The organism is Saccharothrix sp. BKS2 (genome assembly GCF_047689505.1).
Lineage (GTDB): Bacteria > Actinomycetota > Actinomycetes > Mycobacteriales > Pseudonocardiaceae > Actinosynnema > Actinosynnema lopnurensis.
The window spans coordinates 273513-287279 of record NZ_JAUQOL010000004.1; the positions used below are offsets into that span (position 1 = coordinate 273513).

Annotated in this window: 12 protein-coding genes; 11 read left to right on the plus strand and 1 reads right to left on the minus strand. The window is 74.6% G+C overall.

Translation table 11 applies throughout. From position 1 onward, the window contains the following. Positions 1-68 precede the first annotated feature (68 nt). The 7 genes from Q5530_RS09930 (at position 69) to Q5530_RS09960 (ending at position 7277) form a co-directional block, all read left to right on the plus strand. On the plus strand, positions 69-368 hold the full coding sequence (locus tag Q5530_RS09930; protein ID WP_380634258.1) for a WXG100 family type VII secretion target: 300 nt from the start codon (positions 69-71) through the stop codon (positions 366-368). A gap of 620 nt (positions 369-988) precedes the next feature. After that, the gene (gene rplM / locus Q5530_RS09935; protein WP_380634969.1) at positions 989-1432 is read left to right on the plus strand and encodes a 50S ribosomal protein L13; all 444 of its coding nucleotides are present in this window, start codon (positions 989-991) and stop codon (positions 1430-1432) included. 29 nt (positions 1433-1461) lie between these two features. Further along, positions 1462-2067, plus strand: a complete 606-nt coding sequence (gene rpsI / locus Q5530_RS09940; protein WP_380634989.1) for a 30S ribosomal protein S9 — start codon at positions 1462-1464, stop codon at positions 2065-2067. 115 nt (positions 2068-2182) lie between these two features. Further along, complete coding sequence (gene glmM / locus Q5530_RS09945) at positions 2183-3517, plus strand: phosphoglucosamine mutase (RefSeq protein ID WP_415361889.1); 1335 nt, start codon at positions 2183-2185, stop codon at positions 3515-3517. A gap of 189 nt (positions 3518-3706) precedes the next feature. After that, the gene (locus tag Q5530_RS09950; RefSeq protein WP_380634966.1) at positions 3707-4000 is read left to right on the plus strand and encodes a WXG100 family type VII secretion target; all 294 of its coding nucleotides are present in this window, start codon (positions 3707-3709) and stop codon (positions 3998-4000) included. Positions 4001-4005: 5 nt separating this feature from the next. Beyond that, a complete protein-coding gene (locus Q5530_RS09955) occupies positions 4006-6849 on the plus strand; it encodes a hypothetical protein (RefSeq protein ID WP_415361890.1) in 2844 nt (947 codons plus the stop codon). Between the two features lie 2 nt (positions 6850-6851). Beyond that, positions 6852-7277 (plus strand): hypothetical protein, encoded by a 426-nt coding sequence (locus Q5530_RS09960; protein WP_415361891.1) that lies wholly within the window; start codon positions 6852-6854, stop codon positions 7275-7277. 48 nt (positions 7278-7325) lie between these two features. Here the strand turns inward: Q5530_RS09960 and Q5530_RS09965 are convergent, their stop codons facing one another. After that, complete coding sequence (locus tag Q5530_RS09965; RefSeq protein ID WP_380634963.1) at positions 7326-8141, minus strand: dienelactone hydrolase family protein; 816 nt, start codon at positions 8139-8141, stop codon at positions 7326-7328. 124 nt (positions 8142-8265) lie between these two features. Here Q5530_RS09965 and glmS point away from each other — a divergent pair, with 124 nt between their 5' ends. Genes glmS through Q5530_RS09985 form a run of 4 tightly spaced genes read left to right on the plus strand, consistent with a single transcriptional unit; the run spans position 8266 to position 13764 of the window. After that, the gene (gene glmS / locus Q5530_RS09970) at positions 8266-10128 is read left to right on the plus strand and encodes a glutamine--fructose-6-phosphate transaminase (isomerizing) (RefSeq protein ID WP_415361892.1); all 1863 of its coding nucleotides are present in this window, start codon (positions 8266-8268) and stop codon (positions 10126-10128) included. 15 nt (positions 10129-10143) lie between these two features. After that, positions 10144-11538 (plus strand): NAD(P)H-hydrate dehydratase, encoded by a 1395-nt coding sequence (locus Q5530_RS09975; protein WP_380634960.1) that lies wholly within the window; start codon positions 10144-10146, stop codon positions 11536-11538. A 16-nt stretch (positions 11539-11554) separates the two neighbouring features. Further along, positions 11555-12664 carry an alanine racemase gene (alr, locus tag Q5530_RS09980; RefSeq protein WP_415361893.1) on the plus strand — a complete coding sequence of 370 codons (1110 nt, stop codon included), beginning with the start codon at positions 11555-11557 and terminating at the stop codon, positions 12662-12664. Beyond that, positions 12661-13764, plus strand: coding sequence for an alpha/beta fold hydrolase (locus Q5530_RS09985; RefSeq protein ID WP_415361894.1), 1104 nt, complete (start codon positions 12661-12663; stop codon positions 13762-13764). The genes alr and Q5530_RS09985 overlap by 4 nt, the downstream gene beginning before the upstream one ends. The last annotated feature ends 3 nt before the right edge of the window (positions 13765-13767 follow it).

Genomic DNA, 13767 nt, shown 5'->3' on the forward strand with positions numbered 1-13767 from the left:
GGTCCTGCCGCACTTCCGCTCCACCCGCTTTTCGCTTCTTCCTGACTTGGTCTTTTAAGAGGGGAATCATGGTCGACACCAACCGCATCAAGGTCAGCTTCGGCGAAATGTCGAGCTCGGGCTCCGCGATCCAGAGCCAGGCGAACCAGGTGCAGTCCGAGCTGGACAACCTGAAGTCCCGCCTCGCGCCGCTCATCGCCCAGTGGGACGGTGGCGCGTCCACCGAGTACCAGGCCCGCCAGAAGGAGTGGGACGAGGCCGCCGCCGGCATCCAGCAGGTGCTGGCCAGCATCGCCACCGCCGTCCTCCAGGCCGGCGAGGCGTACCAGGCCGCCGAGCAGCAGAACGCGAACCGCTGGGGCGGCTGATCGCCCCCGGCGCGCAGCGCCTTTCGCGGGTCCCGGAACTCGACGTCGGTTCCGGGGCCCGCGTTTTTGCGTGCGGTGGCGGGCCGGGGCGGGGCGTCGGGGCCGGTCGGGCGGCCGGGGGGCGGCGTGAGCCGGAGCGGCCGAGGGCATCGGGCTGGCCAGGTGGCCAGGGGCGGTGGCCCCAGGGCGGTCAAGGGTGGCGACCCGGCGCGGTGCCGAGGCGTGCCGGCCCGGTCTCGCGTCTTTCTGCTCGCGGCCCCGGGGCCTCACCGAGGCGCACCCGCCGGCCGAGGCCCGAAAAATCTTTTCCGCGCGCGACCCGGAGCGCGCCGGCCCGCCCGGTTCCGCCTCTTTTCCGCCCGAAACCCCCGCCAAGCCCCCGAAAACCCGGCCAAAAGCTGTGACCCAGGGCACAAAACCACCCCTCCGGGAGCAGGTCGGAACCCGGTTGACGGGGGCGGTTTTGACCGCCCCGACCCCACCCGGTATCTTCTTACGTTGTTGTGCGGTACTCGGTGCGCAGTAGCGTGCCTGGTGTTCTGGCCCTCTGCCCACCTGGGGTCTCTGGCCTGAGCAACCGCCGCGATGACCCCAGACGCAAGTGACGACGAGGTAGACCCGTGCGCACGTACAGCCCGAAGCCCGGCGAGGTGACCCGAGCCTGGCACGTGATCGACGCCCAGGACGTGGTGCTCGGTCGGCTCGCCACCCAGGCCGCGACGCTGCTGCGCGGCAAGCACAAGCCGACTTACGCACCCCACGTTGACACCGGTGACTTCGTCATCGTCATCAACGCGGACAAGGTCGCGTTGACCGGCAAGAAGCGTGACCAGGAGTTCGTGTACCGGCACTCCGGCTTCCCGGGTGGCCTGCGCCAGCAGTCCTTCGGCGAGGTGCTCGACACCCGCGCCGACCGCCTGGTCGAGAAGGCGATCAAGGGCATGCTGCCCAAGAACCGCCTCGGCCGCGCGATCGCGGGCAAGCTCAAGGTCTACGCGGGCCCGAACCACCCGCACGCTGCGCAGCAGCCGCAGCCGTTCGAGATCAAGAAGGTCGCCCAGTGACCGAGCCGCAGCAGACCGAGGACACCGACGTGACGACCCCTGAGGCCGACCTCGACGCCGTCGAGGCGACCGACGTCGAGACCACCGACGTCGACACCGACACGACCGACGTCGACGAGACCGGCGAGGCCGCCGGGACCGAGACTGCGGAGGCCGAGGCCACCGAGCCCGAGGCCGAGCAGGCGGAGGAGTCCGACGAGGCCGAGGCCGAGCCGGCGCCCGTCCGCCACACCCTGAACGCGGGTGCGCACCACCTGGCGCAGACGGTCGGCCGCCGCAAGGAGGCCATCGTCCGCGTCCGGCTCATCCCGGGCAGCGGCAAGTTCACCCTGAACGGGAAGACGCTGGAGCAGTACTTCCCGAACAAGGTGCACCAGCAGCTCATCCGCGAGCCCCTGGTGACCACGGAGAAGCCCGAGACCTTCGACGTCATCGCGAACCTGCGCGGCGGCGGCACCACCGGCCAGGCCGGTGCGCTGCGCCTCGCGATCGCCCGCGCGCTGATCGCCGTCGACTCCGAGGACCGCCCGGTGCTGAAGAAGGCCGGCTTCCTCACCCGTGACCCCCGGGTCAAGGAGCGGAAGAAGTACGGTCTGAAGAAGGCCCGCAAGGCGCCTCAGTACAGCAAGCGCTGACCCCCACCGGGTCCAGCGAGCACCACCCTGCGGGAGCAGCCAGTTCTTCGTCGAACTGCTGCTCCCGCAGTGCTTTTCGCCACTGTTGTTCCCGTCACTGGAGGTCACGGCGATCATGGCTCGGCTGTTCGGCACCGACGGCGTCCGCGGACTCGCCAACGGGGACCTGACCCCCGAACTCGCGCTGTCCATCGCCGCCGCGGCGGCCCGCGTACTGGCCGAGCACGACCGCTCGCACCGCCCGGTGGCGGTGGTCGGCCGCGACCCGAGGGCCAGCGGCGAGATGCTGGAGGCGGCCGTGGTGGCGGGCCTGACCTCGGCGGGCGCCGACGTGCTGCGGGCGGGTGTGCTGCCCACGCCGGCGGTGGCCCACCTGGTGGCCGCGCTGGGCGCCGACGTCGGCGTGATGATCTCCGCCTCGCACAACCCGATGCCCGACAACGGCATCAAGCTGTTCGCCGCCGGTGGGCACAAGCTGCCCGACGCGGTGGAGGACGAGATCGAGCAGAAGATGGGCGAGCGCTCCCACCGCCCGACCGGCGCGGGCGTCGGCCGGGTGCGCGACGTCGAGGACGCCGAGGGCCAGTACGTGCAGCACCTGCTGAAGGTGACGCCGCACCGCCTGGAGGGCCTGAAGGTCGTGGTGGACTGCGCCAACGGCGCCGCCTCGGTGGCCGCCCCGGACGCCTACCGCCGCGCGGGCGCCGAGGTGATCGAAATCCACGCGGGCCCGGACGGGCTGAACATCAACGACGGCTGCGGCTCCACCCACCTGGACCAGGTGCGCGCGGCCGTGCTGCTGCACGGCGCGGACCTGGGCATCGCGCACGACGGCGACGCGGACCGCTGCCTGGCGGTGGACGCCAAGGGCGACGTCGTGGACGGTGACCAGATCATGGCCGTGCTCGCGCTGGCGATGAAGGACTCGGGCGAGCTGACCGACAACACGCTGGTCGCCACCGTGATGAGCAACCTGGGCCTGCACATCGCCATGCGCGAGGCGGGCATCGAGCTGAAGACCGCCGCGGTCGGCGACCGCTACGTGCTGGAGGAGCTGCGCGCGGGCGGGTACGCGCTGGGCGGCGAGCAGTCCGGGCACGTGGTGCTGCCCGCGCACGCCACCACCGGCGACGGCCTGCTGACCGCGCTGCGCCTGATGGCCCGCGTGTCCGAGACCGGCACGCCGCTGGCCGAGCTGGCGGGCGTGATGCGCCGGCTGCCGCAGGTGCTGGTCAACGTCGTGGTGACGGACAAGGCGGCGGTGGCGCAGGACGCCGCGGTCCGGGAGGCCGTGGCCGACGTCGAGGCCGAGCTGGGCGACACCGGCCGGGTGCTGCTGCGCCCGTCGGGCACCGAGCAGCTGGTGCGGGTGATGGTGGAGGCGGCCACGCACGAGCTGGCCGAGTCCGCCGCCCAGCGGCTGGCGGGAGTGGTGTCCGCGGTGCGGTGACCCCGCGCCGCCCGTCACCGCACGCCCGTCGCCGCACGCCCGTCGCCGCACGGCCGGTCCGATCGCGTGTTCGCCCAGGCCCCCTGATCCGGCGTTCGGCCCCCTCGGGCTGCTCCGAGCCGGCACCCTGTCGGCGGAACCCGGGAGCCCTCGCGGGCGTCGGACCGGGGACGAGGGGAGGCGGAGGCGATGGCAGGCTTCGGCGTCGGGCCGGGTGAGCTCCAGGGCGTTGCCAAGCAGTACGAGGACCACGGTGCGGACATCACGCAGCTGAAGAGCACCGTGACCCCGGCTGTCGGCGCGGGCCACGTGGGTCGCAAGTTCCGCGGTACCGAGACGAGGTACAAGACCTACTTCGACCGCCTCCAGGCAAGCGTGGAGACGTTCGGGCGCGAGGCCGGCAACGTCGCGCTGCGCCTGAAGGACGTGGCCAAGACGTACGAGAGCAACGAGTCCGCCACGTCCGACCAGTTCAGGGGGTAGCGGCGGTGGCCGACCAGAACGAGATCAAGCAGCTCCTCGACGACCCGAACGTCACGCCGGAGACCAAGAAGGACCTGGTCCGCGCGCTGGCCGGCTCGGGCGCGAGCGAGGAGGACGTCCGCCGCTACGCCGAGGCGAACGGCGTCGACGTCCCGAACGACCCCGGTCTGCTCCAGCACGGCGCGGGCATCCTGCTCGCCCCCGTCACCGGCGGCGCGAGCGTCGCGTTCAACGCCGGCCAGGAGGCGCGGCACGGCGACTGGACCGCGGAGGGCGAGGAGGCCGACGACCTCGTCGCCAAGGCCAAGGAGGAGCGCGAGCTCGGCAGCACGCAGAAGGTGCTGGACGAGACCGGCGACTTCCGCACCTCCGACGAGCTGCTCGACGCCGGCGCGCCCGGCCTGCGGTTCTTCGAGAAGTTCATCCCGGTCTACCAGGAGGCCGCGCCCCTGGCCGGTCACGGTGGCCAGGCGCCCGACCTGAAGACCTACGTCTACCGGAACTACGACGAGGTCCGCGAGATCGACCTCGGCAAGTTCCGCGAGGACGCCGACAAGGTCGACAAGGCCGTCGCCGAGCTGGACAACCACGAGAACGGCCTCGGCACGGCGTGGAACGGGCTGGCCTCCTGGGAGGGTGACGCGGCCAACGCCGCCAACACCTACAACGGCAGGTTCCTCAACACCGCGGGCACCTTCATCCAGGACGCCAAGGGCGCTCCCGGCACGATCACCACCGCCGCGAGCACGATCCAGCAGCTGGTCAAGGAGTACGCCCAGCACGTCCACGACCTGTACTCCGAGCAGTGCGGCGGGCTGACCGTCGACGCGGCGAGGGAGGCCATCCGGCAGGCCAAGGGCGACATCTTCGAGAACGACGCCGGCATCCTCGACTGGCTGTCCGGCGTGCCGGGCCCGCTGACCGGCGCGGTGCTCGGCGCCCTCTGCGGCGGTCCGCTGGGGATGCTCGCCGGCCTGGGCTGGGGCAGCTGGATCAGCGACGCCCGCAACTCGATCATCAACGAGGCCAAGCAGAAGCTGAAGGGCCTCTGCGAGGAGTTCGACAGCAAGAAGCAGGCGTTCGACGGGTACTGCCAGACCGTGCAGACCGGCGTCCAGGGCGCCTACGACACGATGTTCGCCCAGCTCGACACCCAGCTCAAGGACCAGCCGTTCGGCCAGGTCGGCGACCCGCCGCCGTTCACCGGCGAGCAGGGCGGCCGGGAGCAGGTCCAGCAGCCCGGCGGGAGCGGCGACACCCCCGGCGGCGGTGGCGGCACGCCGGGGGGTGGCGGGGGCACGCCCGGTGGCGGCGGTGGCGGCACGCCCGGCGGTGGCGCGCCCGGCGGTGGCGCGCCCGGCGGTGGCGCGCCCGGCGGCGCCGGCGCGGCGGAGGTGCCCAAGCCGCCGGAGAACCCGTTCGACCAGGACGGCGACGGCAAGCCGGACGTGCCGGGCGACACCGACGGCGACGGCAAGCCCGACGACCTCGACGGTGACGGCAAGCCCGACGACCAGACCGGGAAGCCGGACGGCCTCAAGGGCGAGGAGGAGCCCGAGGTCGTCACGATCCGCAGCGGTGAGAACGAGATCCAGGTCACCGAGCCGGACGCCGAGGGCCACGTGCTGATCACCGTCGACACGCCGACCGGCGAACCGAAGACCTTCGACGTCGACTTCAGCGAGAACCCGGACGCGGTGAACGCCCTGCTGGGCCAGAACGGCGCCGCCGCCCTGGCCGGCGCCGCGCCGACCGCGACCGGCACCGCGCCGGGCGGTCCGGTGACCGGCGGCGCGACCGGCGCGGACGGGCCCACCCCGATCCGGGCCGGCGAGGACGGCAGGGCGCTGATCGAGGTGGACGGCCTGGCGATCACCGCCGAGGTCGACCCGCTGACCGGTGAGATCACCCTCTCCGTGGACAGCGGCGACGGCACGCGCGACGAGTACGGCGTGGCGTTCGGCGAGGACGAGCCCCGGGGCACGCCGGGCATCCCCGGCCTGGACGGTGCGGTGCCGCTGCCCGGCGAGGGCGGCCGGCCCGCGCCCGCCGCGGAGCCGTTCACCACCACGCCCGCGCCCGACACCGGCGCCCTCCGGCCGGAGCCGGCGATCGGCTTCACCGAGCCGGGCGCCGCCCCCGCCTTCACCGAACCGGCTCCCGCCGCGGCCCCGGCCTTCGCGGAGCCCGCTGCCGCGCCCGCCTTCACGGAACCGGCCGCGGCCCCCGCTTTCACCGAACCGGCCGCCGCCCCCGCCTTCGCGGAACCGGCCGCCGCCCCGGCCCACAGCGCGTCCGGCGGCTTCACGGCCCCGGCCGGCTTCCCGGCTCCCGCGGGCTTCACCGCACCGGCCGGGTTCACCGCCCCCGCCGGCTTCGCCGCGCCCTCGTTCGACCAGCCCCTCCAGTCCGGTCTCGACGGTGGCTCCGCGTCGTCGAGCGGCGGCACGACCAGCGCGTCCGGCGTCTCGGTGCTCGGCGACAACCCGTTCAACGCCGCCGACTCGGTCCTGGGCGGCTCGGCCGGGTCCGCGGACAACCCGTGGAGCGGCCCGACCACCGACCCGGCCGACCCGGGCCTGGCCGACACGAACGCCTCCCAGGCGGGCCAGCCGGGTTCGGCGACCCTGCCGTCCATGCAGGACGCCGGCCAGCCCGGCGCCCAGGGCACCGCCGGCGGCATGATGGGCGGCGGGATGATGGGCGGCGGCATGGCCGGTGGCGGCCAGCAGCAGAGCGGCGACACCGAGCGCAGCCCCGGCCAGTGGCGCACGACCGGCTCGCTGTTCGACGACGACCTGAACCTCAGCCGGGTGCAGGGCGTGCTGGGTGAAGAGGGGAGCCGGTAGCGGTGGGCGTCATCGAGGTGGACCCGAGGGTCCAGGCGGCGTTCGACGAGCGGATCGCCGCCGCCCGGCGGGCCAACGCCGAGGTCGCCGGGGCCCTCCACGCGGACCGGGAGCGCCTGGCCGCCGCGGCCCGCGAGCGGGAGGCGCGCGCCGCGGCCGACCGCGACCGGTTGCGCGACCAGGCCGAGCAGGTCGCGGCGAAGGGCGACAAGCAGCAGCGCCAGCCGCAGTGGGCGCCGAGCGCGCAGCGCGGCACCGCCGAGATGGCCTTCGGCCCGGAGGACGACGAGGAGGCCGCGCCGCCGGCGCCGCGCCCGACCCCGCCCCCGGTGGTCCACCAGCCGCCGCCACCGCCGGTCTCCCGGCACCGCCGCGCGGCCCCGGTGGAGGACGACGACGACCTGAGCGGTCAGAGCTGGCTCACCTGAGCGCGGGGCGCCGCGGCGCTCCCCGGCGGGGGCGCCGCGGCGAACGTCTCAGCTGCGCGCCAGCGGTCCCCGCTGGTACGCCAGCACGGCGCCCTTCACGTCGCCGTCGAGCAGGGCGTCCCACTGCCGCTCGCCCTTGACCACGCGCAGCAGGAACGCCGTGGTCAGCGCCCTGGCGAGCTTCTGCGCCGCCCGCTCGCCCCTGCCGTCCAGCAGCAGTTCGCTCCAGTGCCGCCCCTCGGCGAACCCGAGGTGGCTCGCCTTGGGCAGCGTGCGCAGCTGCACCGGTCCCAGCCACGCCTCGGCGATCGCCTCCGCGTGCCCGACGGGCGGTGCGATGCGGTCCTCGCCGGCCGCCAGGTGCAGGCCGGGCACGGAGACCCGGCGCGCGGCGTCGAGGGCGGACGGGCGGGTCTCGGACGCGGCGAACGTCACCACCGCCCGCACCCGCGGGTCGTCGGCCGCGGCCAGCACCGCCGCGCCGCCGCCCATCGAGTGGCCGGCCACGACCAGCCGCTCGGGGTCCACGCTGATGTCGCCGTCGCCCAGCCGCACGCCGGTGCACACGTCGAGGGTCGTGCCCAGGTTGCCGGCGAGCAGCCGCGCCGACATCAGCGGCCCGCGCTGCGTGCCCGGCGCGGCGGCCACGAAACCCCACGTCGCCAGGTGCCGCAGCAGCGCCCGGTACCGCTCGACGGGTTGCAGCCAGCCGTGCGCGAAGGCCACGGCGGGCAGCCCGAGGCCCGAGGCGGGGGTGTAGACCAGGCCGGGGAGACCCACCAGGGCGAGGTCGCCGCGCAGCACGGGGTGCCCGCCGGGCCTGCTGAGCTGGTCGAGCACCTGCTTCGCCGAGTAGCCGCTCACCGCGTGAACGGTAGTCGATCGCCGCCCGTCGCGATTGGTCTAAACCAAATAGGGGTGCGACCTGGGGAAACGGTTGCGAGTGGGCCTCGAAGATCCCCCCGCTGGTCTGGTTACGCTGTGCGGCGTGTGCGGAATCGTGGGATATGTGGGACACCGCTCGGCGCTGGACGTCGTGCTCGACGGCCTGCGGCGCCTGGAGTACCGGGGTTACGACTCGGCGGGCGTCGCCGTGCTCGACGGAGAGGGCGGCCTGGCCGTCGAACGGCGGGCCGGCCGCCTGAGCAACCTGGAGACGCGGCTGGACGAGGTCGGGCGCGGGGCCTTCGCGGGCACCGCGGGCATGGGCCACACCCGGTGGGCCACCCACGGCGCGCCGGTCGACCGCAACTCGCACCCCCACCGGGACGTGACGGGCCGGGTCGCGGTCGTCCACAACGGCATCATCGAGAACTTCGCCGCCCTCCGCGCCGAGCTGGAGGCCGTCGGCGTCGAGATGACCAGCGACACCGACAGCGAGACCGCCGCGCACCTGATCGCCCGCGCCTACGACGAGGGCGACACCAAGGGCGACCTGGTCGCCGGCGTGCGCGCCGTGGTCCGCCGCCTGGAGGGCGCGTTCACCCTCGTCGTCACGCACGCCGAGCAGCCGGACCTGATCGTCGCCGCCCGCCGCTCCTCGCCGCTGGTGGTCGGCGTCGGCGAGGGCGAGACGTTCGTGGCCAGCGACGTGTCGGCGTTCATCGAGCACACCCGCGAGGCCGTCGAGCTGGGCCAGGACCAGGTCGTGGTGATCGACCGCGACGGCTACACCGTGACCGACTTCGACGGCCAGGAGGCCGTGGCCAAGCCGTTCACGGTCAACTGGGACCTGTCGGCCGCCGAGAAGGGCGGCCACGAGTACTTCATGCTCAAGGAGATCGACGAGCAGCCCGAGGCGCTGGCCAACACGCTGCGCGGGCACTTCGTCAACGGCCGGATCGTGCTGGACGAGCAGCGGCTGTCCGATCAGGACCTGCGCGACGTGGACAAGGTCTTCGTGGTGGCCTGCGGCTCGGCCTACCACTCCGGCCTGGTCGCCAAGTACGCCATCGAGCACTGGACGCGGCTGCCCGTCGAGGTCGAGCTGGCCAGCGAGTTCCGCTACCGGGACCCGGTGCTCGACCGCGACACCCTCGTGGTCGCGGTCTCCCAGTCCGGCGAGACCGCCGACACGCTGGAGGCCGTCCGGCACGCCCGCGCGCAGAAGGCCCGCGTGCTGGCGGTGTGCAACACCAACGGCGCGCAGATCCCGCGCGAGTCCGACGCCGTGCTCTACACGCACGCCGGCCCGGAGATCGGCGTCGCGTCCACCAAGGCGTTCCTCGCCCAGATCGCGGCGAACTACCTGGTCGGACTGGCCCTGGCCCAGGCGCGCGGCACCAAGTACCCGGACGAGGTGGCCCGCGAGTTCCACGAGCTGGAGAGCGCCGCCGAGGCCGTGCAGAAGGTGCTGGGCACCGTCGAGCAGGTCCGCGAGCTGGGCCGCGAGCTGGCCGACTCCAAGGCGGTGCTGTTCCTCGGCCGCCACGTCGGCTACCCGGTGGCGCTGGAGGGCGCGCTCAAGCTCAAGGAGCTGGCGTACATGCACGCCGAGGGCTTCGCGGCGGGTGAGCTGAAGCACGGCCCGATCGCGCTGATCGAGGAGGGCCTGCCGGTCGTCGTGGTGATGCCCTCGCCCAAGGGCCGCGCGGTGCTGCACTCGAAGCTCGTGTCGAACATCTCCGAGATCCAGGCCCGGGGCGCGCGCACCATCGTGATCGCCGAGGAGGGCGACGAGACGGTTCGCCCGTTCGCGGATCACCTGATCGAGGTGCCCGCGGTGCCGACGCTGCTCCAGCCGCTGGTCTCCACGGTCCCGCTCCAGGTGCTGGCCGCGGAGATCGCCCGCAGCCGGGGCTACGACGTGGACAAGCCGCGCAACCTCGCGAAGTCCGTCACGGTCGAGTAGGGCAGGCTGGTCGGCGTGCGCGGTCTGTGGACGACAGCTCGGGTCAGGTCGGCGGAGGAGCGCGTGCTGGCGGTGACGCCGCCGGGCGCGCTGATGCGCCGGGCGGCGTTCGGCGTGGCGTCGGTCGCGCTGGAGCTGCTCGGCGGCCGGCGGCGCGTCGGCCTGCTGGTCGGCGCGGGCAACAACGGCGGCGACGCCCTCTGGGCGGGCCACCACCTGCGTCGGCGCGGGGTGGCCGTGTTCGCCGTGCTGCTCGCGCCCGAGCGGGCGCACCCGGAGGGCCTGGCCGCGTTCCGGCGCGCGGGCGGCCGCGTGGTGGCCGAGCTGCCGCCCGTCGACCTCGTGGTGGACGGCATCGTCGGCCTGTCCGCCCGCGGCCCGCTGCGCCCGGACGCCGCCGAGCACGTCGCGCGCCTGGACGCGCCCGTGCTGGCCGTCGACCTGCCCAGCGGCGTCGACCCCGACACCGGCGCGGTCGACGGGCCGCACGTGCGCGCGCACACCACCGTCACGTTCGGCTGCCTCAAGCCGGTGCACGCGCTGGCCGACTGCGGCGACGTGCGGCTGGTGGACCTGGGCCTGGGCCCCGAGCTGGGCGGCCCGGACCTGGTCGAGCTGGAGCTCGACGACGTCGGCGCGGCCTGGCCGGTGCCCGGCCCCGAGGACGACAAGTACACCCAGGGCGTCACCGGCGTGGCCGCCGGCTCGGCGACCTACCCCGGCGCCGCCGTGCTGTCGACCGGCGCGGCGGTGCTGGCCACCTCCGGCATGGTCCGCTACGCCGGCGCCGCCGCCGACCACGTGCGGGCGCGCTGGCCCGAGGCCGTCTGCACGGGCTCGACCACCGACGCGGGCCGCGTGCAGTCCTGGGTGGTGGGCCCCGGCCTGGGCACCGGCCTGTCCGCGGAGGCGGTGCTGCGCGGCGTGCTGGAGGCGGGCGTGCCGGTGTGCGCGGACGCCGACGCCATCACGATGCTCGCCAACAACCCCGACCTGTGGGACGCGCGCGACCCCGGCACCCCGCTGGTGCTGACCCCGCACGACCGCGAGTACGAGCGCCTGCTGGGACCGGTGGGCCCCGACCGGGTGGCCGCCGCGCGCCGCGCCGCCGACCGGTTCGACGCCGTCGTGCTGCTCAAGGGCCACACCACGGTGATCGCCGGTCCGGACGGCCGCACCCTGGTCAACCGCGCCCGCAGCTCGTGGGCGGCGACCGCGGGCTCCGGCGACGTGCTGTCGGGCGTGCTGGGCGCGCTGCTCGCGGCGGGCCTGGACCCGGTGCTCGCGGCCGGCTGCGCGGCCAGGGCGCACGTGCTCGCGGCCGAGCTGGCCGCCGACGGCGCGCCGGTCCCGGCGTCGGTGCTCCTCGCGGCACTGCCGGACGCGATCCGCGCCGTCCGGCCGCTGTGACACCATGAACGGCGCCATGGCTGCTCCCCGCGCTGAGGTCGTGATCGACCTCGACCACCTCCGGCACAACGTCGCCCACCTCGACGCCCTCGCGGCCGACGCCGAGACGATGGCGGTGGTGAAGGCCGACGGGTACGGCCACGGCGCCGTGGAGGTCGCGCGGGCCGCGCTGGAGGCCGGCGCCACCTGGCTCGGCTCGTGCTCGCTGGCCGAGGCCCTGCACCTGCGCGAGCACGGCCTGACCGCGCCGGTCCTGGCCTGGCTGGACCCGCCCGGCACGGACTACGCGCCCGGCGTGGCGCGGGGCGTCGACCTGTCCGCCTCCTCGGTGCGGCAGCTGGCCGAGATCTCCGCCGCCGCGACCAGGGCCGGCCGGACCGCCCGCGTGCACCTCAAGGTCGACACCGGCCTGTCCCGCAACGGCTGCCCGCCCGCCGACTGGCCCGAGCTGGTCGAGCGGGCCGCGCGCACCCCGAACGTCGAGGTCCACGCCGTCTGGTCGCACCTGGCCGTGGCCGACGAGATCGGCCACCCGGCCACCGACGCCCAGGCCGAGCGCTTCGACGACGCGTACCGCGAGGCGCGGGCCGCCGGGCTCGACCCGAGGCGGCACCTGGCCAACTCCGCCGCCGTGCTGACCCGTCCCGACCTGCACTTCGACCTGGTCCGGCCGGGCATCGCGGTCTACGGCCTCAACCCGGTGCCGGTCCCGGCCGACCTGCGCCCGGTGATGACGTTCCGCTCGGTGGTCGCGCTCACCAAGCGCGTCCCGGCCGGCGAGGCGGTGTCCTACGGCCTGACCTGGACCGCCAAGTCCGACACCACCCTGGCCCTGGTGACCGCCGGGTACGCCGACGGCGTGCCGCGCGCCCTGTCCAACCGGGTGCACGTGTGGCTCAACGGCCGCCGGCACCCGGTCGTCGGCCGCGTCTGCATGGACCAGGTCGTGGTCGACTGCGGCGACCACCCGGTGGCCGAGGGCGACGAGGTCGTGCTGTTCGGCACGGGCGCGCACGGCGAGCCGACCGCGCGCGAGTGGGCCGACACCGCGGGCACCATCGACTACGAGATCGTCACCGGCATGTACCGGCCGCGGGTCGTCCGCACCTACCGGGGGCGGCGGTGAACACGCTGTGGAAGGCCGTCGGGTGGGCGGGCGGCGTGATCGGCGCCGCCGCGACCGGCGTGGCGGTGGGCGTGGCCGCGAACCAGAAGAAGGTCTTCCAGGACCGGCAGGCCGCCGACCCGCTGGCCGCCGAGCCGCTGGGCGAGCTGCCCGCGAGCCGCGAGTCCACCGTCGCCGCCGACGACGGCGTGCCGCTGTCGGTCGACGAGGTCGACCCGGACGACGGCGGCGCGCCGGAGCTGACCGTCGTCCTCGTGCACGGCTTCGCCCTGGACCGCCGGAGCTGGCACTTCCAGCGCCGGGGCCTCGCGGCGCTGACCGAACCGTGCGTCCGCCAGGTCCTCTACGACCAGCGCAGCCACGGCCGCTCGGGTCGCGCCCCCGCCGGGTCGAGCACCATCGACCAGTGCGCCCGCGACCTGGACGCGGTGATCCGGGTGACCGCGCCCGAGGGCCCGCTGGTGCTCGTCGGGCACTCCATGGGCGGCATGACGATCATGGCCCTGGCCGAGCAGCGGCCCGAGCTGTTCGCCGACCGGGTGCGCGGCGTCGCCCTGGTCGGCACGGCGGCGGGCGCGGTCGGCGGCGCGGGCCTGCCCAAGTCGGTGCTGTCCCGGTACAACCCGGTGACGCTGGGCGTCGGCCGGCTCGCGGGCCTGCAACCCGGCGTGGTCGAGTGGGCCCGCCGCCGGGCGTCCACGCTGACCTGGAGCGGCATCCGGCTCCTGGCGTTCGGCGACCACCACGTCAGCCCGTCGCTGGTCGACCTGATGGCGAAGATGATCAACGGCGTGCCGGTGCGGGTGCTCACCGAGTTCCTGGAGACCCTGGGCACGCACAACCGCTACAAGGCGCTGGCCGGCCTGCGGCACTGCGAGGTGCTGGTCATCAGCGGCGACGCGGACAAGCTGACGCCGTTCTCGCACGCCGAGCGGATGGCCGAGGAGATGCCGCACGGCGAACTGGTCCGCGTGCCCGGCGCGGGTCACATGCTCATGTTGGAACAGGCCGACCTCGTCACCGGGCACCTGGTCGGTCTGGTTCGGCGCAGTGCCGCCGAACGGTCGGAAAGCAGGCGGTCGTGGTGGCGACGGACGTGACGA